We start from the raw sequence: 25,390 nt of genomic DNA, 5'->3' as shown, positions 1-25,390 counted from the left end.
ATGCCCCCACGTCAGGGCGGTCAAATCCCGTCCAAAACCAAAAGGCGTGTTGGGAGGTGAGGCGTGGCGTGGACCCTGGCGGACGTGTGGGAGGCGATCGCCGCCGCCCAGCCTGACCATCCGGCGAACATCCAGGGGGAGCGGGTGCTCTCCTGGGCCGACTTCGACCGGCGGGCCGACGCGCTGGCGGCCCACTTCATCGCTGCAGGCCTGGGCCATCAGGCGAAGGTGGCCGCCTACCTCTACAACGGGCCGGAGTACCTCGAGACCTACTTCGCGGCCTTCAAGGGCGGCTTCGCCCCGGTGAACACCAACTACCGCTACGGGCCGGAAGAGCTCGTCTACCTGTTCGACAACGCCGACGCCGAGGCCATCGTCTTCCACTCGGGTTTCGCAACCCTCGTCGAGGGCATCCGGCCTCGGCTGCCGAAGGTGAAGGCCTGGGTGGCGGTCGCCGAGCCCGGCCATCCGGTCCCGGCGTGGGCCGAGGACTACGAGGCGGTCGTCGCCAAGGCGTCCGCGGAACGTCCCGTGAAGGCCCCCTGGGGCCGCTCCGGCGACGACCTGCTGCTGCTCTACACCGGCGGGACCACCGGCATGCCCAAGGGCGTGATGTGGCGCCAGGACGACCTCTTCCAGGTGATCGGGGCCGCCGGCAACGCCGCCCTGGGCATCCCGCCCGCCGGCTCGGTGGCGGAGATCCTGGAGCGCATCGCCGCGCCCGACCACCTGCGCCCCATCGCCTTGGTCGCCTGCCCGCAGATGCACGGCACCGGACAGTTCTCGTCCTTCATCAGCCTGAACGTCGGCGGGACCATCGCCACCCTGCCCTCGCGCAAGTTCAACGCCATGGAGCTCTGGGACGAGGTCGACCGGCTGCAGGCGACCAATGTGGTGATCGTCGGCCTGGCTTTCTCCACGCCCATGCTGGAGGCGCTGGAGGCCAATCCCGGCCGCTGGGACCTGTCGAGCGTGCGCGCCATGAGCTCGTCCGGCTCGATGTGGAGCCAGGAGAACAAGCGCGGTCTGCTGGGCTACGCGAAGGACGCAATCATCATGGACAGCTTCGGCTCCTCCGAGGCCGTGGGCATGGGCCTCTCGGCGTCGGCCCCGGGCGCGGAAGCACCCACCGCGGCGTTCGCCCTGGGCCCGGCCTGCGCGGTCTTCACCGAGGACGGCCGCCGGGTGCAGCCGGGGTCCGGCGAGCGCGGCCTGGTCGCCGTCACCGGCTTCCTGCCGGTGGGCTACTACAAGGACGAAGAGAAAACAGCGAAGACCTTCAAGGTCATCGAGGGCCAGCGCTGGAGCGTGCCCGGCGACTGGGCCGAGGTGAACGCCGATGGGACCCTGAAGCTCCTGGGCCGGGGAAGCGTCTGCATCAACACCGGCGGCGAGAAGGTCTTCCCCGAAGAGGTCGAGGAGGCCCTGAAGACCCACGCCGCCGTGCGTGACGCCGTGGTCGTGGGCGTGCCCGATCCCCGCTTCGGCGAGCGCATCTGCGCCGTCGTCGAGGCCGAAGGCGGCGAGCAGCCGACGCTGAAGGAGCTCGCCGGCCACGTGCAGGGCCAGCTGGCCGGCTACAAGGCGCCGCGCGAGCTCGTGCTGGTGGACTCCATCGGCCGCGCCCCCAACGGCAAGGTCGACTACAAGGCGATCAAGGACCGCGCGCTCGCGGCGCTCAGCGCGCCGGCCTAGGTTCCTTCGACAGCCGCGTCATCAGTAGCGCGGCGCGCATCGCCTGCACGTCGAGGCTCTTCAGGTCGGCGGTCTCGCCCGGCGCGTGGCTGCCCTGCCCGGCCATGCCCAGGCCCACCAGCCCGTCGATGAAGGAGACGAAGGCGATGTCGCCGGCGCCGCGGCTGGCGGGGTCGCCTGTGGGCATCTCCGGCAGGTCGAGGGTGCGGTTGACCTCGTTCAGCCTGGCCAGCAGCCGCCGGTTGCCCTCGGTGGGCGCCATGGCGGGATAGCCGGTGTCGGCGAAGGCGATCTTCGCCTCGGCGTTGGGCAGGCTGCGCGCGACGATGGCCTCCATCTTGGCGCGCACGCGGGCATCCTGCTCCGGCGAGAGCGTGCGGATGTCGCCCAGCGCCACAGCCTCGGCGGCGATGATGTTGGCCTTGCCGCTGGCGCTCACCGCCGTCTCGGCCGGGTTGATCGAGGCCTGGGCGCCGCCGGAGACCAGGGCGACGTTGTAGGTCAGGTTCGGCTCGGGCAGCTCCCGGCGGAAGGTGTCGATGATCCGCGCCAGCTCGTAGATCGCCCCGCAGCCGACGCCCTGCATGCACACGCCCGAGGAGTGTCCCGATCGCGCCTTCACCTTCAGCGTCCAGCTGTTCGATGATCGCCGCGCGATGGAGCCGGTGTCGCGGCCGCCCTCGCGGGAGAGGCCTTCGAAGTCCAGCGCCACGTCGCTGGCCTGGCCCGCGGCGATCAGGTCGCGGCGGGCGAGTGCGATCGGGCTGCCCGGCTTCTCCTCGTCCCCGGTGAGCACGACCGTGATGTCGGCGTCCTTGAGCGTCCCGGCCTGCTGCATGGCGCGCAGGGCAGAGACCATGATCACCAGTCCGCCCTTCATGTCGCTGGAGCCGGGCCCCTCGGCGATGTCGCCGCGGACCGTCCAGCCCTGGAAGGGGCTGTCGGGCTCGAACACCGTGTCCAGGTGGCCCACCAGCAGCATGCGCTTGCCGCGGCCGTTACCCTTGTGCGTCGCCACGATGTGTCCGGCGCGGCCGGCCTCAGCCATCGGGATCCAGCGCACCTGGAAGCCCAGCGGCTCCAGCTCGGCGCGCATCATCCGCCCGACCCGCTCGACGCCGGCGAAGTTCATGGAGCCGGAGTTGACCAGCACCATCTGCTTCAGCAGTTCGACGTTGCGCCCGTGCTCGGCGCGCACGACCTCCACCATCTTGCGCTCGGCGGGATCGCGCGGGGCGCCGTGGGCTGTCGTGGCAAGCGCGAGGCCGGCGGCCATGAACGCGGCGGCGAGCGGCAGGCGCATGGGGAACTCCGGAAGGGGCAGGATCAGCGGACCGGCTTGTCCCCCAGGGTGCGGACGAAGTCCACCAGGGCCGAGCGCGGCGGGCCCTTGGGCAGGTTGGAATAGGCGCGCAGCAGCTCCAGCGCGCCGGGCTCGCCGAGCAGGGCCGCCACCTCGTCGATGGCGCCGGAATTGGGGTTGGCCTCGCCGAACATCTCGGACACCGGCGCATCCAGGGTCTTGGCGATGCGCGACAGCATCGAGGCGCTCACCCGGTTGGCCCCGCGCTCGTACTTCTGGATCTGCTGGAAGGTGACGCCCGCCGCCTCCGCCAGCGCCTGCTGCGACATGCCCCTGACCTTGCGCAGGAGCCGGATACGGGCCCCCACGGCGATATCCACGGGATCGGCGAGCGCTTCGGGTTTTCCAGCCATGAGCTTCCGGTCGTCCTCGTTGTTGCGGAGTGGCTTAGGGCGTCCTGCGCCGGGCGTCGCCGGTGGGCGTCCAGCCTTCGCGCCCGCCGCCTTCGTCCGAGATCAGGTAACACGCCTCGGCGATGGCGATTCCGACCGCACGGCGCAGGGGCCCGGCGGCGGGCGCCTGGGCCTCCAGAGCCATGAGCTCCTCCTCGTAGGAGGCCAGGAGCTCGACGAGATTGCGCGCCAGTTCGCGCGCCCGCTCCATCTCGGTCCGGACCATGGATGAGCTCGCCCCCAAGCGCGGCCTATCGCCAACCTTGGCCGCTTAACACGAACGGCCCCCGCCGCGAAGCGAGGGCCGCCCATAGGTTGAATTTTGGGTACGGCGGCTAGTTGGCTGCGATGGCCCTCGCGGCCGCCTGGGCGGCGATGACCGTACGGCCCTCCCGCTCGGCGATCCGCCGGAAGGTGGCCAGCGCCTGACCCGTCACCTGGTCCATGTTGTAGTACCGGTAGGTGGCCAGCCGGCCCACGAAGTGGACGTTCGGGGTCTCGAGCGCGAGCGCCTCGTACTTCTTGAACAGCGCCTGGTTCTCGGGACGCGGCACCGGGTAGTACGGGTCGCCTTCGGCCTGCGGGTACTCGTAGGTGATCGTCGTCTTCGACGAGCTCTGGCCGGTCAGGTGCTTGTATTCGCTGATCCGGGTGTAGGGCGTCTGCTCGTCGGGGTAGTTCACGGTGCCCACCGGCTGGAACCACTCCTGGTCGAGCGTCTCGTGCCGGAACGACAGGCTGCGGTAGGGCAGCTTCCCGTAGCGGTAGTCGAAGTATTCGTCGATCGGGCCGGTGAAGATCAGCCGGTCGAACACCGCCTCGTCGCGCACGTCCTCGTAGTCGACGCCGAGCTCGATGGTGATGCCCTTCTGGTCGAGCATGTTCTCGAACATCCGGGTGTAGCCCTCGGCCGGCATGTTCTGGAACTTGTCGGTGAAGTAGCGGTCGTCGGTGTTGGTCCGCGTCGGCACCCGGGCGGTGACGCTCTTGTCGAGCTCGTCCGGGCCCATGCCCCACTGCTTGCGGGTGTAGCCGCGGAAGAACATCTCGTAGAGCTCGCGCCCAACGGCCGAGACCACCACGTCCTCGCTGGTCCGGACCTTCTCCACCGGCTCGGCGCGGCTGGCGAGATAGGCCGCCGCTTCGTCGTCGGTCGTCAGGTTCAGGCCGTAGAGGGTGTTCAGCGTCGTGCGGTTGATCGGGATCGGCACGTGCAGGCCGTTCTTCACGCAGGCCAGCACCCGGTGCTCGTAGGGCCGCCACTTGGTGAACTGCGACAGGTACGCCGCCACCTCGTCGGAGTTGGTGTGGAAGATGTGCGGCCCGTACTTGTGCATCAGCACCCCGGCCGCGTCCTTCTCGTCGTAGGCGTTGCCCGCGATGTGCGGACGGCGGTCGACCAGCAGCACGCGCTTGCCGAGCTGGCTGGTGAGCCGCTCCGCCAGCACCGAGCCCGCGAAGCCCGCGCCGACGATCAGGTAGTCGTAGGGCTTGGCCCGCGAGGCCGGACGCACCGCAGGCGCGGCGACGGCGCCCGAGAGGATTTCGGTGGCGGCCGTCTCGTTGCGGCGGGCCACGGCGCGGGAGATCTCCAGGTTCATCCGCGTGAACGTCTCGTCCCACGATAGCGCCGACAGCGCCGTGTCGACTTCCTTCAGCCACTCGCCCTTGATGCGCGACAGGGCCAGGGCCTGGTCGCAGGCGGTGATGAACTCGTCCTGGGTCCCGGCGACCTTCACGGCCTCCAGGTCGCCGTAGTGGCGGACCACGTCGACGATCGGCGTGGAGACCACAGGCCGCCCGCCGGCCAGGTATTCCGGCGTCTTCGTCGGTGAAATGAAGCGGGTGCTCTCGTTGATGGCGAAGGGCATCAGCGCCACGTCCCAGCCGGCCAGGTAGCGCGGCAGGTCGTCGTAGCCCTTACCGCCCAGGTAGTGGACGTTGGCGCGCCGCGGCAGGTCGGCGGGGTCGATCTTCACCACCGGCCCCACGATCACCACGCTCCACTCGGGCCGGGCGTCGGCCAGGGCGGCGATCAGGTCGAGGTCCATGCGCTCGTCGACGACGCCGTAGAAGCCCAGGCGCGGCCAGGGCAGCCTGGCCTGGTCGCTCGGCTCGTCGCGCAGCACGCGGGCCTTGGCGAAGTGGGCGCGGTCCACGCTCGACGGGAAGGGATGGATGTTCGGGTGCCGGTCGCGCTTGGCTTCCCACAGCGAATAGCCGCCGGTGAAGACCACGTCGGCCAGGCCCATCAGCTCCTTCTCGAGGATGGTCAGTTCGGGCGGCGCGAACTTGAAGTTCGCCAGCTCGTCCATGCAGTCATAGATGGTGCAGACCGCCTCCAGATGCCGCGAGAAGTTCAGCATCATCGGCGTGTAGTACCAGCGGATCAGATCGCCCTCGAGGCCGGCCAGCATGGCGTCCAGCAGGCCCTTCAGCTGCTCGTCGCGCTCCTCCGTGGACAGGCCCTCCACCAGCACCGGGGTGACCACCACCACGCCGCTCTCTTCGCAGACGCGGCTGTTCAGGCGCGGCGTCTCATCCGCCGGACCGGGGACCGGCTCTTCCCAGAAGATCACCTTCCGGGCCCGCGCGAAGCGGGTCATCAGGTGCTGGGGACGCTGGAACACGAAATCCCACCGCAGGTGGGAGAAGCAGATAAGCGTCTGTCGACCCTGAGCACGAGGTCCCGGCTGAGTTGAAAACGGCGCAGCGCCATCGGCGCTCGGGAACCACTGAGTGTTCAAGGGCGCATTCCTTTTTGAAAAACGACACACGAAGCCCGCGGAAGTAACTCTTGCCGGGACAAAAGGTTCCGCCACGAATGCAGATGCGGGGATCACATCTTCAGTAATCAAATGATACAGACGGGCGCCGACGAATAGAGACGCTCTATCGTCGACTACCCGACACCTTAACCGCCGACAGTCAGCGTCGACTGCAGCCGGCCGCTGCGGACACCCGCGCCATACCTGGGGTTGCGCTCCCAGCGCAGCGCATCGGTGACGATCTGGTCCAGGGACGAGCGCGTCGCCGTCCATCCTAGCACGGATCGCGCCCGCGAGGGGTCGGCCACCAGGCTCGGCGGGTCGCCGGCGCGCCGGGCGCCCACGCTGTGCGGCACGGGACGGCCGACGGCGCGGCCCACGGCCTCCACCACCTCGATGACCGAGGCGCCCTTGCCGGTGCCGACGTTGACCGCCTCGTACTGGCCGGCCGAAAGCTCGACCTTCAGCGCCGCCACGTGGGCCTCGGCCAGGTCGTTCACGTGGATGTAGTCGCGCAGGCAGGTCCCGTCGGGGGTGTCGAAGTCGTCCCCGAACACCGTGAGCGGCTTGCCGTCGCCCAGGGCCGCGGCCATGGCCAGCGGGATCAGGTGGGTCTCCGGCTCGTGCGCCTCGCCGATCAGGCCCGATGGGTCGGCGCCGGCGGCGTTGAAGTAGCGCAGGGCCACCGCGCTCAGGCCATAGGCCCGGCACTGCGCCTCGATCATCCACTCGCAGGCGAGCTTGGTGTCGCCGTAGGGACTGGCCGGCGCCTTCTCCGCGTCCTCGCGGATGGTCTCCAGCGGCCCGCGGCCGCCCTGGCCGTAGACGGCCGCGCTCGACGAGAACACCAGCCGCTCCACGCCCTTGTCGCGCATGGTCGACAGCAGGCTGGTGGTGCCCGCCACGTTGACGTCCCAGAACAGGTCCGGCTTCACCACCGAGCGGCCGACCTCGATCAGGCCGGCGAAATGGATGACCGCCTTGACGTTGTGGGCGTCGATCGCCTCGCCCAACGCCTCGTGGTCGCGGATGTCGCCGTGCACGAACACGCCCCAGCGCACGGCTTCGCGGAAGCCGGAGCTCAGGCTGTCGTAGACGACAGGAAGGTAGCCCAGTTCGTGCAGGGCCTTTGCAGTGTGTGCGCCGATATAGCCGGCTCCGCCCGTGACCAGCACGGCGGGCTTCGTTCCCCGATCCATGACGGCTTAACCCTCGGACAGCCAAGCCGTTCCAAGGCTGTCAAAGGAGGATTTGGAACGATTTCGCAGGAGGTCGGCTTTAAACCTTGGGATGTGACGGGAAAGCCAGGGTTTATGCGCGATCTTGAGCTGTGGGGCGGTCACGAGTGCACCGTGAACCGCACGGGCGGGACGTTCCACGACCAGACCGTGCGCTCCGGCCACCACGACCGGCCCGAGGACCTCGAGCGGTTCGCCGCGCTGGGCCTGAAGGCGCTGCGCTATCCGGTGCTCTGGGAGAGGGTGGCGCCCAACCGCCCCGACAGGCTCGACTGGACCTGGACCGACGCGCGCCTGCCGCGCATCCGCGAGCTCGGCATGCGGCCGATCGCGGGCCTCGTCCACCATGGCTCGGGGCCGAAGTACACCAGCCTCGTCGACCAGAACTTCGCCCCCCTGTTTGCCGGCTACGCGCGCGCCGCCGCCGAGCGCTACCCCTGGATCGAGGACTGGACGCCGGTCAACGAGCCGCTGACCACCGCGCGCTTCTCGGCCCTCTACGGCCACTGGTATCCGCACCTCACCGACGAGCACATGTTCTGGGCGGCGTTGCTGAACCAGATCGACGCCACGCGCCTGGCCATGGCCGAGATCCGGCAGGTGAACCCCGCCGCCCGCCTCATCCAGACCGAGGACCTGGGCCGCACCTATTCCACCCGCGCCGTGGGCCACCAGGCCGACTTCGACAACGCCCGGCGCTGGATGACCTGGGACCTGCTCTGCGGCGAGGTCACGCCAGGGCACATCCTGTGGGACCGGCTGGACGGCATGGGCTTCGGCGACCGGCTGAAGGCGATCGCGGACAATCCGTGCCCGCCCGACGTGATCGGGGTGAACCACTACCTCACCTCCGACCGCTTCCTCGACCACCGGGTCGACGACTACCCGCCCGAGCGGCGCGGCGGAAACCAGTTCATGGCCTTCGCCGACGTGGAGGCGGTCCGCGTCGCCCTCCCCGGCCCCGGCGGCCTGGAAGGCGCGCTGGACGAGGCCTGGGCCCGCTACCGCCGCCCGCTCGCCGTCACCGAGAGCCACAACGGCTGCACCCGCGAGGAGCAGGTGCGCTGGGTCCGCGAGGCCTGGGAGTCTGCCCTGCGGCTGCGCGCGCGCGGCGTGCAGGTGGACGCGGTAACCGCCTGGGCCCTGCTCGGCACCTTCGACTGGAACAGCCTGCTGACCCGCCACGTCGGCCATTACGAGGTCGGCGCCTTCGACGTACGGGTCGACCCGCCGCGGCCGACCGCCATCGCCGCCGAGCTCGGGCGGCTGGGGACCGGCGCCGGGGAGGCCCACCCGGCCACCCAGGGGCCCGGCTGGTGGCGGCGCGATATCCGCATGGAGTTCCGCCCGGTGTTCCGGACCATGGATTCCCCCGAGCCTCGTCCCTCGGTCCGCACGCCAGCGGCCCCGGCGCGGCCGCTGCTGATCGCCGGCGCCACCGGCACGCTGGGCAAGGCGCTGGCGCGGGCCTGCGAGTGGCGCGGCATCGACTACCTGCTGACCGGCCGCGCGCAGCTGCCGCTGGACGACGACGACGCCATCGCCCGCGTGCTCGACCAGTGCCACCCCTGGGGCGTCATCAATGCCGCCGGCTGGGTGCGCGTCGACGACGCCGAGGCCGAGGCGTCGGCCTGCATGGCCGCCAATGCGGAGGGCGCCATCCGCCTGGCGCGCGCCTGCCGCGACCGCGGCCTGCCGCTGGTGGGCTACTCGTCGGACCTGGTGTTCGACGGCCGCATCGACCGCGCCTATGTCGAGAGCGACCCGCCCTGCCCGCTCAACGTCTACGGCGCCAGCAAGGCCCGGGCGGAGGCCGAGATCCTGGAGCTCGGCGGCCGGGCCCTGATGATCCGCACCGCGGCGTTCTTCTCGCCCTTCGACGCCTACAACTTCGCCGCCCACGTTCTGCGCACCCTGCGGGCGGAACAGGAGCTGCACGCCGCCGAGAACCTGGTGGTCTCGCCCACCTATGTGCCGGACCTGGTGGACGCCACCCTGGACCTGATGATCGACGGCGAGACCGGCATACGCCACCTCGCCAACCGCGGCGCCGTCTCCTGGGCCGAGTTCGCCCGGCAGGTGGCCGGCGCGGTCGGCCTGGACCCATCGCGGGTGAAGGGCCGCCCCGCGGCGAGCTTCGCCTGGCCCGCCGAGCGCCCCGCCTTTGCGGCGCTGGCGACCGAGCGCGGTGAGGTGATGCCGACGCTGGAGAACGCGATCGCGCGCTATGCCTCGATCGTCACTGAGGCGGAGTTCGCCGGAGAGGCTGAAGCCCTGGCCGACGGCAGCCGGCCCGACCTCTTCGCCCGCTCCAGCGCCGGCGTCAGCTAGGCCACCGTCAGCTAGCCGAGCGGCTTCTGGTAGGTCTCGCCCTCGTCCTCAACCTCGAACAGGTCTTCCTCGTTCTCGGACAGGAGCTCGTCCAGCGCGTCGATGACCGCGTCCAGCTGTTCCGGCGAGGCCGCGAACTCGATGGTCTCTCCGGAGTCGTCGGCCAGGTGCAGCACGAAGTCCTCTTCGCGCACGGTGATGGAGAACTTTGCGAGCTGTCTCATGGGGGTCCCTTCCACAGGCTGGTAAAACCCGCTGGCTCGGTGATGGTTCAGCCCAGCTTACGCGCCGCGTCCACGACCCTGCGGGCCTTCTCGCGGGTGTCGGCCACGGACTGGCCGGCCCTGTAGAGCTCCCCGCCCAGGCCGAACGCGCGTGCGCCCGCGGCCCACCATTCGGCCATGCTGTCGGGCCCCACGCCGCCCACCGCCCAGACCACCGCTTCGGCGGGAAGCACGGCCTTGAGCTGCTTCACATGCCCCGGCCCATAGGTCGCCGCCGGGAACAGCTTCAGGTGCCTCGCGCCGGCCTCGATGGCGGTGAAGGCCTCGCTGGCGGTGGCGAAGCCCGGCGCGGGATCCAGCCCCAGCTCGACCGCGCGGCGGATCACCGCCGGCTGGGTGTTCGGCGAGACGATGATCCGCCCGCCGGCTCCCGCGACGTCGTCCACCCGCTCCGGCGTCAGCACCGTGCCGGCGCCCGTCGTCATGCGCTCGCCGAACTCGGCGGAGAGCCTGCGGATGCTCTCGATGGGGTCGGGGGAATTCAGCGGCACCTCGACGCCCACGACCCCGGCCTCGAGCAGGGCGGCGGCGTGGTCCAGCACCTCGTCGGGACGGACGCCGCGCACGATGGCCACCACCGGGCACTGCGCCAGGGCGTCTTCCAGCCTCATCGCGATCCTCCCATGCCGTAGAGGGCGAAGAGCCCGGCGATCGCGGCCTGCTCGCCGTCGAAGGTCTCGTGCGCCACGCCGCGCCGGTCCAGGGCGCGGGCGTAGAGGCGGCAGAGCCGCTCGTCGCCGAGCAGGTCGACGGGCTCCTCGCCCGATAGCCCGAGCAGCTTCGGCACGGCGGCGACCTCCGAGCCGATCAGCAGGCCCGAGAGATACGACGGCGTGCTCTCCGCAGGCGCCCCGCCCCCCACCACGCGGGCCCGCGCCGTGAACAGCCGCGCGGCCAGGGCGTCGCCCTCCCCCGCCGCCGCCAGGCCCTCCTCGAAGGCCGCCTCGTCCTCGGCGGCCGCCTCGCTCTTGAGCACGCTGTGCTTGCCGAGCACCGCGAACAGCTCGCCGGTCATGGCGGTCGCGAAGCGGATGAGCTTGCCGTCCTCCACCAGCATCCATTTGGCGTGGGTGCCCGGGTGGCAGACCACGTGGCGGCCGCGGCAGCGCTCTGGGTTGGCGTGCAGCCAGCCCATCAGCTGGGTCTCCTCGCCGCGCATCACGTCGACGCCGCCGGTGATGCCGGGCCCGCGGACGCCGGGCACGATGCGCACCCAGGCCGCGTGCGCCTCCACAGGCACGAGGCACGCCGCCAGCTCCCCGACGCCCACCGGGCAATCGGCGTAGGGCGCCACCGTCCAGCCGAGGTTCGAGCCCACCATCCCGCAGAGGATCGCCGGCAGGCCCGCCGCCTCCAGCGCCGGCTGGACCTCCCGGTTGAACCGCTCGCCGGCCTCGCCCGGCTTCAGCTTGGAAACGCCGAGGTCGAACTCCCGGTGGGCGACGATCCCGCCGGCCTCGTCGAGGGTCCAGGCGCGCAGGTTGGTGGTGCCCCAGTCGCAGGCGAGCAGCGCCGCCTTCCTCATCAGAGCCGCCCCGCGTCGACGATGAAGTTCTGGCCGGTGATCATCCGGCTGTCGTCGGCGGCCAGGAACATGGCCATCCGGGCGATGTCCTCCGGCATCAGCCGGTCCTTCAGCGCCACCAGCTTGGACCACTCGGCCTCGGCCTCCGGCGTGAGCCACAGCTCCAGCTGGCGCGGCGTGATCACCCAGCCGGGCGAGAGCGCATTCACCCGGATGCGGTCGGGTCCCCACTCGCGGCCCAGGCCCTTGGAGAGCGAGTTGATCGCCCCCTTGGCCGCCACATAGGCCGGCATGTGGCCGGGTCCCCAGATCGCGTTGATCGAGCTGACGTTCACGATCGAGCCGCCGCCGGCCTGCTTCATCATCGGATAGACCGCGACCGAGGCGACCATCGCCGGGTCGAGGTTCACCGCCAGCGCCTTGCGCCACTGCTCCGGCGTCACCGACGCGGCGTCGTGGCGGGTGTCGTTGGCCACGTTGTTGATCAGGACGGTGATGGGGCCCAGCGCCTCGGCCGCGTCCCGGATGGCCGACTGCAGGGCGAACGCGTCGGTGACGTCGCAGCGGCGGAACCATGAGCCCGCCAGCTTCCCCGAGAGCGCCCTGCCCTCGTCCTCGGACAGGTCCACGAAGGCGACCTTGGATCCTTGCGCGTGGAACTCCGAGACGAACGTGGCCCCGATGCCGGAGGCGCCGCCGGTGACGAACACCACCTTGTCCCTCAGGCTGGGATAGCTGGCGAAGGCCATCAGTGGGATTCCCGGGTCACTTCGCTCGACGATTTGCCGACCAGGAAGTCGAGGTCGGCGCCGCGGTCCGCCTGCATGACGGTGTCGATGTAGAGCTTGTACCAGCCGCGGTCGAACTTGGAGGGCGCGCGCGCCGCCTCCCAGGCCTCGCGCCGCCGCGCCAGCTCGGCGTCGTCGACCAGCAGCTCGAGGCTGCGGTTGGGTCCGTCGAAGGCGATCTCGTCGCCGTTGCGCACCAGGGCCAGCGGGCCGCCCGCCTCGGCCTCGGGGGCCACGTGCAGGATCACCGTGCCGTAGGCCGTGCCGCTCATCCGCGCGTCGGAGATCCGCACCATGTCGCGCACGCCCTTCTGCAGGAGCTTCGGCGGCAGGGCCATGTTGCCCACCTCCGGCATCCCCGGATAGCCCTTCGGGCCGCAGCCCTTGAGCACCAGGATCGAGGTCTCGTCGACCTCCAGGTCGGGATCGTCGATGCGGGCGTGGTAGTCCTCGATGTCCTCGAAGACCACAGCGCGCCCGCGGTGGGTGAGGAGCTCGGGCGAGGCCGCGCTGGGCTTCAGGATCGCGCCCTGCGGACACAGGTTGCCGCGCAGCACCCAGACGCCGGACGACGGCCCGACGGGCGATTGCAGGCTGCCGATGACGTCGCGGTTGAACACCTTGCCGGCGTCGGCGAGCTCGCCCTGGGTCAGGCCCGACACGGTGATCGCCTCGCGCCGGAAGACGGCGCCCAGCTCGTTCATCACCGCGGGCACGCCGCCCGCGTAGCAGAAGTCCTCCATCAGGTACTTGCCCGACGGCATCAGGTTCACCAGCAGCGGGCACTCGCGGCCGATGTTGTCGAAATCCTCCAGGGTCAGCGGCACGCCGACCCGCCCGGCCAGGGCCAGCAGGTGCACCACCGCATTGGTCGAGCCGCCGGTCGCCGCGTGCATGATGATGGCGTTCTCGAACGCCGCGCGGGTGAGGATGTCCGACGGCTTCACGTCGTCCTTCACCATCTGCACGATGCGGTTGCCGGTCATGTGCGCCAGGACGCGGCGCCGGGCGTCCACCGCCGGAAGCGCCGCATTGTTCGGCAGGCTCATCCCCAGCGCCTCGACGATGCAGGCCATCGAGGACGCCGTGCCCATGGTGTTGCACACCCCGGCCGAGCGGCTCATGCCCGATTCCGCCGAGAGGAATTCCGGGAGCGTCATCTCGCCCGCGCGGACCATCTCGGAAAACCGCCAGACGTCGGTGCCCGAGCCGATGTCGCGGCCCTCGAACTTGCCGTTCAGCATCGCCCCCGATGAGACGAAGATCGCCGGCAGGTCGACGCTGGCGGCGCCCATCAGCAGGCCCGGCGTGGTCTTGTCGCAGCCGCCCAGCAGCACCACCCCGTCGATCGGGTTGGCGCGGATGCTCTCCTCCACCTCCATGGCCAGCAGGTTGCGGAACAGCATGGCCGTGGGCCGCATCTGGGTCTCGGGCAGGCTCATGGCCGGGAACTCGATGGGCACCCCGCCCGCCTCCCAGACGCCGCGCTTCACGAACTCCGCCAGCTCGCGCAGGTGCACCTGGCAGGTGACCAGTTCGCTCCAGGTGTTGGCGATGCCGATGATCGGCCGGCCGTCGAACACGTGGTCCGGCAGGCCGGTGGCCTTGATCCAGCTTCGGTGGATGAAGCCGTCACGGTCGAGCTTGCCGTAGCTCTTCTGGCTGCGCAGCGGTTTTTTCGCCATGCGCGACCCCTTACGCCAATGGTGGATGATGCCAAGGCTTAACCCGCAAGAGGCGGCGCCGGTTCAGGCGGCGGAAGCTCTGGCCCGGCTTCGAGCATCGGGTATGATGGCGTCAAAGAAGAAGGTGGTGGAGGAAGCGATGACCTATGGCGCCCATCGTCGGTTTTGCGACGCCGACAGCCACATCATGGAAACCGTGGACTGGATCGAGCGGCATGCGGACGACGACGTCCGGGCCAGGATCCCGCAGCTCAGCCTGGTGAAATCCGCCACGGCCACGTTCGACTTCATCAACAAGGCGGTCGCGAAGCAGAAGGAACGCGAGGCGGCGGGCGAGGTGCTGACCGACGTGGTGCGCGGGACCAAGGGCTGGGGCGCCTACGGGGCTTTCGACCCGGCGGAGCGCAAGAAGGCCCTGGATGATCTGGGCTTCGAGCGGCAGCTGGTGTTCTCCACCTTCTCCGCCGGCCAGTACCTGTCCCACCCGGACATGGACATCCGCTACGGGGGCGTGCGCGCGCACAACCGCGCCATGGCCGCCTTCTGCCAGGGCGACCCGCGGTTGATCGCGGTGGGGCAGCTCTCCCTGGCCGACCCGGCGCGGTGCGTGGAGGAGATGCGCGAGGGCGTCCGCCTGGGCTGCGGCGCCTTCTGGGTGCCGGGGACGCCGGTGGGCGACAAGTCGCCCGGCCATCCTGATTTCGACGTGGTGTGGCAGGCGTTCTGCGACCTCGGCGTGCCGTTCATGCTGCACGTGGGGCCCAACAGCCCGACCAAGCTCCCGGCTTATGAGAACAACGGCAAGCCGCGGCCGAAGGACATCACCGGCGCCGAGGGCGGCGAGAACCTGCGGGTCCGCGACTTCATGCTGCTCTCGGTCGGCCCGCAGCAATTTCTGACGGCCCTGGTGTTCGACGGCGTCTTCGAACGCTTCCCGAAGCTGCGGGGCGGAGTGATCGAACTGGGCGCCGGATGGGTGCCGGAGTTCCTGCGTACGCTCGACCTCAGCCAGAAGATCTTCAAGCGCACGGACCCGAGCGTCGCGGAGCTTCCGCTAAAGGCGTCCGACTACATCCGGCGCGCGGTGAAGTTCACGCCCTTCCCTGGCGAGGACGTGGGCCGGATGATCGCCGACGCTGGACCCGAGCTCTTCCTGTTCTCCAGCGACTACCCGCACCCGGAAGGCACGGACGACCCGATCGGCCGCTTCGAGCGCACCTTCAAGGACATCTCGGAAGAGGCGAAGGAGAAGTTCTACTACGCCAACTTCCAAGAAATGATGGGCGCGCCCGTCCACGCCTGAGTCCCTGCCCGACTGGATGGCCGCGGCGCGCAGAGCCGCCCTGTCGCTGCGCGCCACGACGCGTGACGCGAAGGGCGCGGACCACTTCGTCTATGTGGCGCTACTGGAGGATCGCCGTCGGGCCTGCCGCTTCGGGCTCTATGTCGGCGAGACCTCGCGCGATCCGGACCTGCGGTTCGACCAGCACAAGACGGGCTACAAGGCGAGCCGCTACGTGAACCGCTACGGCGTGCGCCTGCTGCCCGGGCTGGTGGCCCACCTCAACCCCATGCGGCGCTGGGAGGCGATCGACCTGGAGGCGGCGCTCGCCGAAGAGTTCGCCCGCGCGGGCGTCCCCTGGGTCGAAGGCGGCCACTAGGCGCCCGCCTCGTGGCGTATCATCGTGGCGAGCAAACGCCCGTTCTCACGCAGCTCCACGGCGGCGCAGTGCTTGTTGCGGCGCAACTCCTCGCGCGCGAGCTCGTGCGCCCTCTCCTCGCTGCCCACCACGATCCACGTCAGTTGGCGTACGCTGAACCGGTCGTCGGTGATCAGGCATTCGAACGAACGCATGGGAGCCCCCCAGCTCTCAAAAGCGGTATGGCAATCGCAGGACGAAGCGCATGTCGGGCGCTTCCTCGGTCACGCCGAACTCGAAGCTGTTGTTGACCGTGAGGCGGTTGGACAGGCGGAAGGACCAACCCATCAGCAAGCTGCCGACCTGCAGGCTGCGCGACTCCTGCCGCGTCGTTCCGATCTCCGATTTGGTCGGGAAGATATAGTTGTGGCTGTACCCGAAGGAGACGGAGAAACGGGGGTTGAGGGACAGCCCGAAGCCCACCTGCGCCCCGATCGAATCGCCAGGCTCCACGCGGCCGACGCGCCGCTCGCCGATGAGCGTATCGACGTCGCGGCCGAAATTGTGAAGGTAAGTCAGGCCTCCGAAAATGATCGCCGGCTCGCTGGGGTAGATCATCGTCACCCCGCCCTCCATGCTCCAGAAGCCGGAGCCGGTGGCGAGGCCCTGCGCCACACCCATCTCGTCGAAGCTGACGTCGTACGGACTGATGCCCGTAGGCGGCTTCACCCGCGTGTTGGCCACGAAGATCGGCCAGCCGCCCCGGCCGCTGTTCAACTGGTAGCGGGCGGCGACCTCGACGTCCCCCAGGCTGCTCTCCTCCAGCTCCTGCTCCTGCCCTTCGAAGTCGGGCGTGGAGCGAGCCAGCAGGCTCAGGCGGTCATGGCGGTAGACGTATGGGACGCGGGCCTCGACTTCGAGCCGGCTGGTTAGCCCATAGCGGGCGGCGACGGTCGCAACTGCCGTGTCGCGCGCCACATCGCTGGCCTCGATGACACCCAACTGGATGCCCGGCACGATCTCGACCCCGCGAAACACCAGACGGTTGTTGCTGGTGCGCACGTACTCGATCGACGGGTCGAGGATCAGCCGCCCGCGCGGGGTGAGCACGTTCATTGCGGCGGGGATCGCCGTCACCGAAGGCGCGGCCGCCGTCTGCGGCGGCTGCCCGACCGGCCCGGACGGCAACTCCGTCACGGCGTTCGGAACCTGGTCGACCGAGGCGAACGTCCGCACCGCCGCGGCGGTGGACGAGCCGGCCCCGGTTGCACGAAGACCGGCCAGCAGCTGGTCCCGCTCGGCTTCAAGGGCCTCGATCTGGCCCTGCTGCGCCTGCAGGCGAGCCTCCTGCGCCGCGAGACGCTCAGCCTGCGCCGCCAACTCCGCCTCGATCCGGGCAAGCGCCTCGGCGGCCGGTTGGGCCGCGGCCGGTGCGGCGCACGCCAGGGTGAGGACCACAGCGCCGACGGCGGCTGCTGCGCTCCGTGACCCAGCGGCCGGCGAAGGTGACGTCATTGATCGGTTCCTCATTGGCCGCGCCCCGCGGCCTGCGGGCTGAGGCCCTGCAGCGCCTGGCCCAGGCGCTCGGACCCGATGCGCTGCTGCAGGTCCGGCAGCTGCGGCAGGTGAAGCGTGACGTCGGTCTCCTGACGTATGACGCGGTCATTGGCTGTGTTGAGGATCACGCTGGCGATGCGGTTTGCTGCGAGGTCGTGAATCACGCTGGTGCCAGCCGCGACCTGGACGGGGGCGCGGGTCGGGTTTCCCGCCTGGCTTGCGGTGAGGGACCGCGCCGCTTCGCTTTCGAACACGCGATCGGCCTGGACCCCGTCGGCGGTCCAGGTCAGGCGTGTCTCGAGGGCGAGGCTGCCATCGACGTAGGTTCGCACTGAGGCGCCAAAGCCGATGTCCACCCCCAGCGGCGTGGCAAGGCCGCCGCGCTGCTCGCCGAGAGCCCGGTCCGTCAGGGCGGCAGGCGGGTCCGGCGTCTGCACGTCGGCGGCCTGGGCCATCGCGGGTTCAGCGATCAACGCGCCTATGGCGCCCAGAACAAGCCATGCGCGTCTCATCGGATCGCTCCGCCGCCATGCGGCAAGGCCACGACCTGGAAGATCGGCGGCAACTCGCGTGTGAAGCTTGAGAGGGTTGAATCGTCGAGCGGATCCAGGGGCCCCAAGGTCAGCCGCGACCATTCCTCGGCGAGGTCGTAGGCGGCCGGAGCCTGGGCGTTCGGGTCCACCATGAACACCACGCCGTTCCAGATCCGACCGAAGTCTTCGAGCCGGTACAGCTTGAGCCCCTCGGCCGGATCGCCGACCAGCACCTTGCCGTGGCGGAAGCCCTTGAGGATGACGAAGTGTCGGTAGGCTCCGACATTGATCAGCGCGATCGCCGGCGCGCGGGCGCGCTGCAGGTCCTCGAGCGTCCAGCGGTAGCCGTCCGCCTTGAGGCCCTGGCTCCCCAGGTAGCGCTTCATGTCCAGTAACGAGAAGCCGACCTTGCGGATTTTCTCCCGGTCGCCCGACCGGTACATCGCCTCGAAGATCGCCGCTTCGCCCGTTCGGCGGCCGTAGTGATGCGTAAGCAGCGTCGCGAGCGCCGCCGATCCGCAGCTGTAGTCGTACTGTTGGCGGACCACCGTCTTGAACGGCATGTCGCGCAGGCTGGTGACGTGGACGGCGGCGCTGTCCCCCGCCAGGTTGAACATTGCCTGGCCAGCGGCTGGCCAGGCCGGCGCCGTGAACGCGACCAGCATCGCGGCGCACGCCGCACGCCCGGGTTGGGTCTGCCGAGGCATCGGCTACCTCGCCGGCGTCGTGACGACGCTGATGTTGATGGCGCCTTGCAGGGTGTTGTTGGCCCCGGTGTTGATCACGAAGTTGCCGACGCCGCTGAAGCCGTCGAGCGCGTCGGCGCCGAAGCTCACGTCGCCGGAGGTGAGTGTTCCGGCCGTAACGGTGTTTCCGCTGGTCGTGCCGCTGAGTTGCTGGCGGGTGAGGACCTCCACGGAGATGCCCTGCCCGCCGCTCGCGCTCTCCATTTCCTCTGCCGTGAGCGCGAGGGGTTCCGAGCGCTGGGCCAGCGCCTCGGCCGCTTCGGTCGCTCGGGCCTGGGGGGGCTCGGCCGCAGCGGCGCCGGCCGCCAGGGCGGCGGCCAGGAACAGTGAAGAGGCTATGAGGCGCATCGGGATCTCCAACAGGTCGGCTTGCGGATCGGCGGACGAAGGTCGCGCCAGGTCGGGACAACCACGACCTGGCGCGGGCCTCGCTTAGGGTGCGGAGCCGAAGCTGATGTTGGCGTTCGCCGCGAGCGACGTGGCCGCCTGGTTCAGTCCGCCGACGCCGGTGTTCATGCTGGCCGTCTGGACGCCCGCGAAGGCGGCCCCGTTGGCGCTGATGCCGCCGGTGGTGAGCATGCCTGCCTGATCACCCGCGTTGGTCGGCTCGCCGTACGACACCGTGATGCCGCTCACCGTGCCGTCCAGGTCCTGCGTAGACATGGTCTGGGTGGTCGTGTGGACGGAGTTGTCCGAGTTGTCGTTGTTGGAGTCCGCCCAGCGCATCGAACGGTCCGAGCTGTCGTTGTTCGAGTTGCGCGTCGAGTTATCCGAGTTGTCGTTGTTGGAATCCGCCCAGCGCATGGAGCGGTCGGAATTGTCGTTGTTCGAGTTGCGCGTCGAGTTGTCGGACCGGTCAGAGTTGTCCGAGTTGTCGTTGTTGGAGTCGGCCCAACGCATCGAACGATCCGAGTTGTCGTTGTTCGAGTTGCGGGTCGAGTTGTCGGCGCGGTTCGAGTTGTCGTTGTTCGAGTCCGCGACCGAGCGGTTCGAGTTGTCCGAATTGTCGTTGTTGGAGTCGGCCCAGCGCATGGACCGGTCCGAATTGTCGTTGCCCGAGTCGCGCATGCGGGTGGACCGGTCGGAGTTGTCGTTGTTGGAGTCCGCCCAACGCATCGAGTTGTCGTTGTTCGAGTCGGTGACCGTCCGCGTCCGGGTCGAGGCGTCGGTGTTCGTGCTGGTGTTCGTCGAGTTGTTCGACGCGTCGTGCATCGAGGTGTTTCCCGAGTCCGACGTATTGGTGGAGTTGTTCGAGGAGTCGCTCGTCGAGGTGTTCCCCGAATCCGACGTGTTGGTGGAGTTGTTGGAATTGTCGGTGGTGGACGTGCTGGTGGTGGTCGAGCCGGGCTCCGCCACCTGCGCCATGGCGCTCGTGGACAGAACAGCGGCCAGCGCGAAGGCTGAGGCCGAAGCCAGGAATCTCAAGGTCATTTAGTGCCCTCCGGGAGCGTGCGTTGGAGGACGTTCCTCCGGGTGGCCAGAACCGGGCCTTCTCCCGAACTGTTCGGCGCACGCTTCCGTGATCGCAGCCAAGCTACGATCGGCCCGGCGTCGGGCTCAGCAGGTCTGGGGATCGGGGGTGAAGTCCACGTAGGACAGGAGGAGCTCGCGGGCGCGGTTCACCCGGCTCTTGATCGTCCCGATCGGACAACCGCAGGCGTCGGCGGCCTCGGCATAGGTCAACCCGGCCCCGACGGTGAGCAACAAGGCTTCACGCGTGCCATCCGAGAGGCGCTCCATGGCGCCGAGCAGCTCCTGATAGCGCAGGTTGAACTCCTGGTCCGGGTTGGTGACCAACTGCGCTGCGTACTTGCCGTCGATGTCCTCGGTGATGAATTTCGCCGCCTGGGCGCGCCGAAGGAACTCATTGCGGAGGATCCGGAAGAGCCAGGCCTTGAGGTTCGTGCCTTCGGCATACCCTTCGCGAAACCGCCACGCCCGCAGGAGGGTATCCTGCAGCAGGTCGTCGGCGTCGCTCGCCGACCTCGTCAGGACGATCGCATAGGCCCGCAGCTTGGGGATCAGCGGAGTGATCTGTGCGAGTAGCCGGTCAGACAAACGTCCTCCCCCGGGTCTGCCCAGCTGGGCAGGCCATGTTCGTAAGTTCAACCTACGGATTTAACCCATGTATATTATTCGCGGCTCGCGAGCCATCGTCGTTTGACAATAAGGCTGCTCTTTTATGCAGCGCCACTGTCGCGAAAGCTTGGCTGTACTTTGCTTATCTAAACCGAGAGGGCTGACTTCAAAAGCTTGGCCGCGCCCTTCCACTGGATCGCACCCTTGCTTGCGATGAGGCAGGCGCAGGGGCCTTGCGAGTCGATCACCAGGCTATGGTCGGAGCCGCCCGGCATTTCCACGAAGTCGCCCGGCCCATATCGCCGTCGATCGCGGAACGCGCCGGATAGAACGCACACGAGTTCCGGGCCACCGTGCCCGTGCATCGGGAGCCGCGCGCCGGGCGGGGCTCTGAGGATGTAGGTTCGCCAGCCTTCCTGCCGTCCCTCCGGCAGGTGCGCCACCCAGAAGCCGGGCGCGATCCATCGGCGGGAAGCCACGCGGACATGGGCCATCGCGCCGGGCAACTGCACGTCGCCGACGGCCTTGGGCTCGCGCGTCTCCACGGGCGTCGATTGCAGCTTCACGAGCAGCGCCGACACGGCATCTTCGGGGAGCGGCGCCTCTGGCAACTGATCGATGAAAGGCTCTTCGGCCGCTTCCAGGGTCGCGACCGCATCGCGGCATTCGGAACAGGCGTCCAGGTGAACTCGAACACAGAGACCGGCCGACCATGCGATCCAGCCGGAAGCGTACGCGCTCAGCAGCTCTCGGCTCGGGTGGGCTGCGGGGCGATGCGAACTCAACGAACCTGTCCTCCTTGGCGTCGGGCTAGGCCTGTCGCCAAAACGCGGCGAATTGATGCCGCGACGGTGCGATGGCCGACATAACGCGGCTTCGACGACAGTTGTTCGCTTTTCTAAGCCGGCGCCAGCGGTTTGGAGGTCAGGCGACGGCGGTGACGTCCTCCGACTCGCGGACCAGCGCCTCGGCCAGGGTGGCCAACAGGCGCTCGGCGCTGAAGGGGCGGCGCAGGAACAGGTCGGCGCCGGCTTCCAGCGTCGGGACCACGTCCTTCGCCGCCTCGCCGATCACCAGCACCGGGGTGCGGCGGATGGTGTTGCGACGCTCGACGTGACGGATGGCGCGGATGCCCGGGATCGTGTCCGGCGCGGCCAGGTTCATGACGATCAGGTCGAAGAAATTCGTATCGAGCGCGAAGACCGCGTCCTGGCCGTTGGCCACGGTGACGAGGTTGACCTCGACGGCCGCCGCTTCCAGCAGCTGCTGGACCGCGTGGCGGCTCGTGGCGTCGTCGTCCACCAGCAGGATGTCGAGCTTGCTCTTCGGCTCCCGGCTGCGGCGGTCGGCCCGGCCCAGGCCGCGGACCATCACCAGGTCCAGGGCTGCGGCGGCGGTCTCGATGCGGTCGATGGCCGGCGTCAGCTCAGGGGTGCTGCAGACCCGCGTGAGCACCGAGGTGGCGCCCAGCAGGCTGTTGATGTGCGCGCTCGGGTCGTGACCCAGCGCCTCGAGCGCGGCGCCGACCGCTTGGGAGCGGCTGGCGGAGGCTTCCAGGGTGTCGAGGCGGGCCATGAGATCGCCCCGGCCGCTGGGGGTCTTGGCCGCGCGCGCGCCGAGGATCATCTCGGTCCGGGCGCGGGCGACGTCGAAATAGAGCGGGCGCAGCAGGCAGTCGTCGGCGCCCAGCGCCAGCGCCTCCACGGCCTCGTCGTTGGCGGACTCCGCGGCGACCGCCAGGATCGGCAGCTCCCGGGAGGCCTCGCGCAGGCGGCGCAGCAGCTCGAGCCCGCCCTCGCCGTCGGCGCCGGCCGTGCGCAGGTCCACCAGCGCCAGGTCGAACGCCAGGCCCGCGGTGAGCTCCAGCGCCGTGGCGTGGTCGCCCGCCTCCTTCACCTGATAGCCCAGGCTGCCGAAGCGGCGGCGCAGGAAGGTGCGCACCTCGCTGTCCGGGTGGGCGACGAGCAGGCGGGGGGGAAAGGCGGCCTTGGGCATGGATCGCGCTCGGTCTTGCGGCGCCTTCTGCGCGCCGGCACGTACCCTAGCCGGGCCAACCTTAAGGTGTGGGTGTACGGACGTGGTTAAGCCGCAGGCCCCTCGCGTTAACCTTCGAACACCGGCAGCGGCAGGCCGCGCACCCCCGGCTCGAAGGCGAACAGGCTCCCGGCCAGCGGCTGCTTCGCCCGCGCCTCGTCCGAGAGGTCCTCCCAGGCGCTGGTGACGTAGAGGGTCGCCAGGTCCGGGCCGCCGAACATGCAGGCGCTGGGCTGCTCCACCGGCGTCTCCACGATGCGGTCGATGCCGCCGTCGGGGGCGTAGCGCACCACCCGCCAGGCGCCCCACTCCGCGTTCCACAGGTAGCCCTCGGCGTCCACGCAGCTGCCGTCGGGCCCGCCCAGCGTCGTCGCGGCGAACACCTCGCGCCTGGAGAGGTCGGCGGTGTCGTAGGCCCAGATCGTCTGCTTCTTGGAATCCGCCAGGTAGAGCCTGCGCCCGTCGGGGCTCATGGCCAGGCTGTTGGCGATGTGGATGCCCTCGATCAACGGTTCGGTGAACCCGTCGGGGCAGGTGCGGAAGATCACCCCCGCCCGCGCCCCGCCGGCGTCGTCCATGCTCGACCACCAGAAGCAGCCGTCGCCGAGAATCACCCCGTCGTTGCTCCGGAAGCCGGGCCCTAGGTCCATCTTCTGCCGCACTTCGAAGCTCCCCGAACGGGGGTCGAAGAACGCCAGGCCGGCTTCGGTGGCCAGGAGCAGGGTCCCGTCGGCCTTGGGGGCTGCGGCGCTAGCGCGCACCGGAAGTTCGAAAACCCGCCGCGCCCCGGTGGCAGGCTCGAAGGAGGACAACCTGCGGCCCTTGATATCGAACCAGTAGAGCCGGTTGTCCACAGGGGACCAGCACGGCCCTTCTCCAAGTTTGTCAGAGGCTTGCACCGCCACACGTACGCTCAAGCCGGGCTCCTGTGGTTAAGTTCTCGCAGAATCATGCAACCGTGCAGAAAACAACGTCGTGCGAAGCCTGCGACATCCTGACGTCGCCGTTTCGGTTCCGTTCAGAGTCTTGGGTCCACTATCATAATCGACAGAATCGGGAGGGGATCCCAAGAGATGTCGTTGTCCAGTTACTCAGACGTGTTCTCCATCGACCACGACCGTGGTTACGACGAGGACATCCACGCCGGCGACCTGGTTCGCACGGGTCCCAACCTGTTCCCGCACTTCGAGGTCGTGGCCGTCCATGGCGACAAGGCCTGGGTGCGCAACGTGCAGACCGGGGCCGACCACCTGGCGATGATCTGCCGCTGCCGCAAGATCAACGGCCAGCCGATCGCCCAGGCCGCCGAATAGGCCTTCCCTCGGTCGGCGCGCCGACGCTAATTTCGTGAACCCACCCGCACGGTCCCGAGTTCTCTGGGCCTGGGAATGACCGTGCCTGCGCGGCTATCCGGAGGATCCGCCATCTCCGCCTTCATGTTCGCCACCGGGATCGAGAACAGCATCCCGAAGATCAAGGGCGGCCGCGTTCGCGTCGACCAGATGGAGTCCTGCGGCCACTACCGCCACTGGCGGAAGGACTTCGACCTGCTCGAGGAGATCGGGATCAGGTTCCTGCGCTACGGCCCGCCGCTGCACACCACCCTGGTGGCCGCCGACAAGTTCGACTGGGAGTTCGCCGACGTCACCTTCGCCGAGCTGAAGCGGCGCGACATCGTCCCCATCGTCGACCTCTGCCACTTCGGCCTGCCCGACTGGCTGGGCGACTTCCAGAACCCCGACTTCCCCGAAGTCTTCGCCCGCTACGCCTACGCCTTCGCGCGCCGCTTCCCCTGGGTGCAGCTCTACACCCCGGTCAACGAGATGTTCATCTGCGCCCAGTTCTCGGCCAAGTACGGCTGGTGGAACGAGCAGGGCACCACGGACCGCACCTTCGTCACCGCGCTCAAGCACATCGTGAAGGCCAATGTGCGGGCCATGCAGGAGATCCTGAAGGTCCGCCCCGACGCCATCTTCATCCAGTCGGAGAGCTCGGAGTACTTCCACGCCGAGAACCCCGCGGCCATCAAGCCGGCCGAGATCGAGAACTCACGCCGCTTCCTGTCGCTGGACCTGAACTACGGCCACCGGGTGGACTCGGAGATGTACGAGTACCTGATGGACAACGGCATGACGCGGGAGGAGTACCACTTCTTCCTCGGCAACGCCCTGCACCACCACTGCATCCTCGGCAACGACTACTACTGGACCAACGAGCACCGGGTCTCCGCCGACGGCTCCAGCCGCGCGTCCGGCGAGATCTTCGGCTACTCCGAGATCACCCGGCAGTACTACAACCGCTACCGCCTGCCGGTGATGCACACCGAGACCAACATCGCCGAGGGCCCCAACGGGGACGAGGCGGTGAACTGGCTCTGGAAGGAATGGGCCAACGTGCTGCGCGTGCGCAACGACGGCGTGCCGACCGTGGGCTTCACCTGGTACTCGCTCACCGACCAGATCGACTGGGACGTCGGCCTGCGCGAGCAGAACGGCCGCGTCCACCCCGTCGGCCTCTACGACCTCAACCGCGAGATCCGCCCGGTCGGCCGCTCCTACCAGCAGCTGATCAAGGACTGGGGCGAGGTGCTGCCGACCCAGAGCGTCTGCCTGTCGGTGCCGATCGTGCCGCCGTCGGAGTACGAGGAGCCGGTCAGCGAGCGGCACCGCGCCGACGCCCGTCACCTGCGCGCCGTCGAGCTCGCCCAGGCCGACGAGCGGCGCCAGGCCTGA

27 protein-coding genes are annotated in these 25,390 nt (G+C 69.3%); 7 read left to right on the top strand and 20 right to left on the bottom strand.

Translation table 11 applies throughout. The features are described from left to right. The first annotated feature begins 63 nt into the window (after positions 1–63). Positions 64–1,695, top strand: a complete 1,632-nt coding sequence (locus VIL76_RS00830; RefSeq protein WP_332043082.1) for an acyl-CoA synthetase — start codon at positions 64–66, stop codon at positions 1,693–1,695. Here the strand turns inward: VIL76_RS00830 and VIL76_RS00825 are convergent. The 5 genes from VIL76_RS00825 to galE all read right to left on the bottom strand — a co-directional run bounded on the left by VIL76_RS00825 (position 1,679) and on the right by galE (position 7,417). Then, a complete protein-coding gene (locus tag VIL76_RS00825) occupies positions 1,679–2,998 on the bottom strand; it encodes a M20/M25/M40 family metallo-hydrolase (RefSeq protein ID WP_332043081.1) in 1,320 nt (439 codons plus the stop codon). The genes VIL76_RS00830 and VIL76_RS00825 overlap by 17 nt on opposite strands. Positions 2,999–3,021: 23 nt before the next feature. Next, the gene (locus tag VIL76_RS00820; RefSeq protein ID WP_332043080.1) at positions 3,022–3,411 is read right to left on the bottom strand and encodes a helix-turn-helix transcriptional regulator; all 390 of its coding nucleotides are present in this window, start codon (positions 3,409–3,411) and stop codon (positions 3,022–3,024) included. 34 nt (positions 3,412–3,445) lie between these two features. Further along, the gene (locus VIL76_RS00815; protein ID WP_332043079.1) at positions 3,446–3,676 is read right to left on the bottom strand and encodes a hypothetical protein; all 231 of its coding nucleotides are present in this window, start codon (positions 3,674–3,676) and stop codon (positions 3,446–3,448) included. A 109-nt stretch (positions 3,677–3,785) separates the two neighbouring features. Then, complete coding sequence (gene glf, locus VIL76_RS00810) at positions 3,786–6,080, bottom strand: UDP-galactopyranose mutase (protein WP_332043078.1); 2,295 nt, start codon at positions 6,078–6,080, stop codon at positions 3,786–3,788. Positions 6,081–6,364: 284 nt separating this feature from the next. Next, positions 6,365–7,417, bottom strand: coding sequence for a UDP-glucose 4-epimerase GalE (gene galE / locus VIL76_RS00805; RefSeq protein ID WP_332043077.1), 1,053 nt, complete (start codon positions 7,415–7,417; stop codon positions 6,365–6,367). A gap of 114 nt (positions 7,418–7,531) precedes the next feature. Here galE and VIL76_RS00800 point away from each other — a divergent pair, with 114 nt between their 5' ends. Next, positions 7,532–9,787, top strand: a complete 2,256-nt coding sequence (locus tag VIL76_RS00800) for a family 1 glycosylhydrolase (protein ID WP_332043076.1) — start codon at positions 7,532–7,534, stop codon at positions 9,785–9,787. An 11-nt stretch (positions 9,788–9,798) separates the two neighbouring features. Here VIL76_RS00800 and VIL76_RS00795 read toward each other — a convergent pair whose 3' ends face one another. The 5 genes from VIL76_RS00795 to VIL76_RS00775 are packed head-to-tail and all read right to left on the bottom strand — an operon-like array spanning position 9,799 to position 14,069. Then, positions 9,799–10,011: a hypothetical protein gene (locus VIL76_RS00795; RefSeq protein ID WP_332043075.1), complete on the bottom strand. Its 213-nt coding sequence runs from the start codon at positions 10,009–10,011 to the stop codon at positions 9,799–9,801. Between the two features lie 47 nt (positions 10,012–10,058). Further along, the gene (locus tag VIL76_RS00790; RefSeq protein ID WP_332043074.1) at positions 10,059–10,682 is read right to left on the bottom strand and encodes a 2-dehydro-3-deoxy-6-phosphogalactonate aldolase; all 624 of its coding nucleotides are present in this window, start codon (positions 10,680–10,682) and stop codon (positions 10,059–10,061) included. Continuing rightward, positions 10,679–11,596 (bottom strand): 2-dehydro-3-deoxygalactonokinase, encoded by a 918-nt coding sequence (locus tag VIL76_RS00785; protein WP_332043073.1) that lies wholly within the window; start codon positions 11,594–11,596, stop codon positions 10,679–10,681. The genes VIL76_RS00790 and VIL76_RS00785 overlap by 4 nt, the downstream gene beginning before the upstream one ends. Further along, positions 11,596–12,345: an SDR family oxidoreductase gene (locus tag VIL76_RS00780; RefSeq protein ID WP_332043072.1), complete on the bottom strand. Its 750-nt coding sequence runs from the start codon at positions 12,343–12,345 to the stop codon at positions 11,596–11,598. The genes VIL76_RS00785 and VIL76_RS00780 overlap by 1 nt, the downstream gene beginning before the upstream one ends. Then, a complete protein-coding gene (locus VIL76_RS00775) occupies positions 12,345–14,069 on the bottom strand; it encodes an IlvD/Edd family dehydratase (RefSeq protein ID WP_332043071.1) in 1,725 nt (574 codons plus the stop codon). Before VIL76_RS00775 ends, VIL76_RS00780 begins: the two co-directional genes overlap by 1 nt. 103 nt (positions 14,070–14,172) lie before the next feature. Here VIL76_RS00775 and VIL76_RS00770 point away from each other — a divergent pair, with 103 nt between their 5' ends. After that, positions 14,173–15,372: an amidohydrolase family protein gene (locus VIL76_RS00770; protein ID WP_332043070.1), complete on the top strand. Its 1,200-nt coding sequence runs from the start codon at positions 14,173–14,175 to the stop codon at positions 15,370–15,372. 16 nt (positions 15,373–15,388) lie between these two features. Continuing rightward, positions 15,389–15,730, top strand: a complete 342-nt coding sequence (locus tag VIL76_RS00765) for a hypothetical protein (RefSeq protein ID WP_332043069.1) — start codon at positions 15,389–15,391, stop codon at positions 15,728–15,730. Here VIL76_RS00765 and VIL76_RS00760 read toward each other — a convergent pair. The 6 genes from VIL76_RS00760 to VIL76_RS00735 all read right to left on the bottom strand — a co-directional run bounded on the left by VIL76_RS00760 (position 15,727) and on the right by VIL76_RS00735 (position 19,661). Beyond that, on the bottom strand, positions 15,727–15,924 hold the full coding sequence (locus VIL76_RS00760; RefSeq protein WP_332043068.1) for a hypothetical protein: 198 nt from the start codon (positions 15,922–15,924) through the stop codon (positions 15,727–15,729). The genes VIL76_RS00765 and VIL76_RS00760 overlap by 4 nt on opposite strands. A 16-nt stretch (positions 15,925–15,940) precedes the next feature. Then, on the bottom strand, positions 15,941–17,167 hold the full coding sequence (locus tag VIL76_RS00755; RefSeq protein ID WP_332043067.1) for a transporter: 1,227 nt from the start codon (positions 17,165–17,167) through the stop codon (positions 15,941–15,943). Positions 17,168–17,235: 68 nt separating this feature from the next. After that, positions 17,236–17,778 (bottom strand): hypothetical protein, encoded by a 543-nt coding sequence (locus tag VIL76_RS00750; protein WP_332043066.1) that lies wholly within the window; start codon positions 17,776–17,778, stop codon positions 17,236–17,238. Then, a complete protein-coding gene (locus VIL76_RS00745) occupies positions 17,775–18,464 on the bottom strand; it encodes a C39 family peptidase (protein WP_332043065.1) in 690 nt (229 codons plus the stop codon). Before VIL76_RS00745 ends, VIL76_RS00750 begins: the two co-directional genes overlap by 4 nt. 45 nt (positions 18,465–18,509) lie before the next feature. Beyond that, positions 18,510–18,893: a hypothetical protein gene (locus tag VIL76_RS00740; RefSeq protein WP_332043064.1), complete on the bottom strand. Its 384-nt coding sequence runs from the start codon at positions 18,891–18,893 to the stop codon at positions 18,510–18,512. A gap of 84 nt (positions 18,894–18,977) precedes the next feature. After that, positions 18,978–19,661, bottom strand: a complete 684-nt coding sequence (locus tag VIL76_RS00735) for a hypothetical protein (protein ID WP_332043063.1) — start codon at positions 19,659–19,661, stop codon at positions 18,978–18,980. A gap of 10 nt (positions 19,662–19,671) precedes the next feature. Here VIL76_RS00735 and VIL76_RS00730 point away from each other — a divergent pair, with 10 nt between their 5' ends. Then, the gene (locus tag VIL76_RS00730; protein WP_332043062.1) at positions 19,672–19,980 is read left to right on the top strand and encodes a hypothetical protein; all 309 of its coding nucleotides are present in this window, start codon (positions 19,672–19,674) and stop codon (positions 19,978–19,980) included. Between the two features lie 122 nt (positions 19,981–20,102). On the opposite strand, the gene VIL76_RS00725 is transcribed toward VIL76_RS00730, so the two are convergent. From VIL76_RS00725 to VIL76_RS00710, 4 genes are all read right to left on the bottom strand, one after another. Beyond that, the gene (locus VIL76_RS00725; protein ID WP_332043061.1) at positions 20,103–20,603 is read right to left on the bottom strand and encodes a sigma-70 family RNA polymerase sigma factor; all 501 of its coding nucleotides are present in this window, start codon (positions 20,601–20,603) and stop codon (positions 20,103–20,105) included. Positions 20,604–20,770: 167 nt separating this feature from the next. Continuing rightward, on the bottom strand, positions 20,771–21,409 hold the full coding sequence (locus VIL76_RS00720; protein WP_332043060.1) for a cupin domain-containing protein: 639 nt from the start codon (positions 21,407–21,409) through the stop codon (positions 20,771–20,773). 139 nt (positions 21,410–21,548) lie between these two features. Next, positions 21,549–22,619 (bottom strand): response regulator, encoded by a 1,071-nt coding sequence (locus VIL76_RS00715; protein ID WP_332043059.1) that lies wholly within the window; start codon positions 22,617–22,619, stop codon positions 21,549–21,551. 107 nt (positions 22,620–22,726) lie between these two features. Continuing rightward, positions 22,727–23,557: an SMP-30/gluconolactonase/LRE family protein gene (locus VIL76_RS00710; RefSeq protein WP_332043321.1), complete on the bottom strand. Its 831-nt coding sequence runs from the start codon at positions 23,555–23,557 to the stop codon at positions 22,727–22,729. A gap of 180 nt (positions 23,558–23,737) precedes the next feature. Between VIL76_RS00710 and VIL76_RS00705 the strand changes: the two genes are divergently transcribed. Further along, entirely contained in the window at positions 23,738–23,971 is a 234-nt protein-coding gene (locus VIL76_RS00705; protein ID WP_332043058.1) for a hypothetical protein, read from the top strand. Positions 23,972–24,046: 75 nt separating this feature from the next. Beyond that, the gene (locus VIL76_RS00700; RefSeq protein WP_332043057.1) at positions 24,047–25,390 is read left to right on the top strand and encodes a family 1 glycosylhydrolase; all 1,344 of its coding nucleotides are present in this window, start codon (positions 24,047–24,049) and stop codon (positions 25,388–25,390) included.

The sequence above is a fragment of the Phenylobacterium sp. genome (assembly GCF_036563285.1).
GTDB lineage: Bacteria > Pseudomonadota > Alphaproteobacteria > Caulobacterales > Caulobacteraceae > Phenylobacterium.
The sequence above is the reverse complement of the archived record's forward strand: the minus strand, read 5'-3'. Positions and strand labels throughout refer to the sequence as shown.

Coding starts and splice junctions, on each gene's coding strand:
- VIL76_RS00745 (WP_332043065.1), bottom strand. CDS start 18,464: ATGCTGGTCGCGTTCACGGCGCCGGCCTGGCCAGCCGCTGGCCAGGCA.
- VIL76_RS00740 (WP_332043064.1), bottom strand. CDS start 18,893: ATGCGCCTCATAGCCTCTTCACTGTTCCTGGCCGCCGCCCTGGCGGCC.
- VIL76_RS00825 (WP_332043081.1), bottom strand. CDS start 2,998: ATGCGCCTGCCGCTCGCCGCCGCGTTCATGGCCGCCGGCCTCGCGCTT.
- VIL76_RS00780 (WP_332043072.1), bottom strand. CDS start 12,345: ATGGCCTTCGCCAGCTATCCCAGCCTGAGGGACAAGGTGGTGTTCGTC.
- VIL76_RS00750 (WP_332043066.1), bottom strand. CDS start 17,778: ATGAGACGCGCATGGCTTGTTCTGGGCGCCATAGGCGCGTTGATCGCT.
- VIL76_RS00760 (WP_332043068.1), bottom strand. CDS start 15,924: ATGCGTTCGTTCGAATGCCTGATCACCGACGACCGGTTCAGCGTACGC.
- VIL76_RS00790 (WP_332043074.1), bottom strand. CDS start 10,682: ATGAGGCTGGAAGACGCCCTGGCGCAGTGCCCGGTGGTGGCCATCGTG.
- VIL76_RS00715 (WP_332043059.1), bottom strand. CDS start 22,619: ATGCCCAAGGCCGCCTTTCCCCCCCGCCTGCTCGTCGCCCACCCGGAC.
- VIL76_RS00820 (WP_332043080.1), bottom strand. CDS start 3,411: ATGGCTGGAAAACCCGAAGCGCTCGCCGATCCCGTGGATATCGCCGTG.
- VIL76_RS00735 (WP_332043063.1), bottom strand. CDS start 19,661: ATGCGTTGGGCGGACTCCAACAACGACAACTCCGACCGGTCCACCCGC.
- VIL76_RS00700 (WP_332043057.1), top strand. CDS start 24,047: ATGACCGTGCCTGCGCGGCTATCCGGAGGATCCGCCATCTCCGCCTTC.
- galE (WP_332043077.1), bottom strand. CDS start 7,417: ATGGATCGGGGAACGAAGCCCGCCGTGCTGGTCACGGGCGGAGCCGGC.
- VIL76_RS00770 (WP_332043070.1), top strand. CDS start 14,173: ATGATGGCGTCAAAGAAGAAGGTGGTGGAGGAAGCGATGACCTATGGC.
- VIL76_RS00765 (WP_332043069.1), top strand. CDS start 15,389: ATGGCCGCGGCGCGCAGAGCCGCCCTGTCGCTGCGCGCCACGACGCGT.
- VIL76_RS00785 (WP_332043073.1), bottom strand. CDS start 11,596: ATGAGGAAGGCGGCGCTGCTCGCCTGCGACTGGGGCACCACCAACCTG.
- VIL76_RS00815 (WP_332043079.1), bottom strand. CDS start 3,676: ATGGTCCGGACCGAGATGGAGCGGGCGCGCGAACTGGCGCGCAATCTC.
- VIL76_RS00795 (WP_332043075.1), bottom strand. CDS start 10,011: ATGAGACAGCTCGCAAAGTTCTCCATCACCGTGCGCGAAGAGGACTTC.
- VIL76_RS00775 (WP_332043071.1), bottom strand. CDS start 14,069: ATGGCGAAAAAACCGCTGCGCAGCCAGAAGAGCTACGGCAAGCTCGAC.
- VIL76_RS00800 (WP_332043076.1), top strand. CDS start 7,532: ATGCGCGATCTTGAGCTGTGGGGCGGTCACGAGTGCACCGTGAACCGC.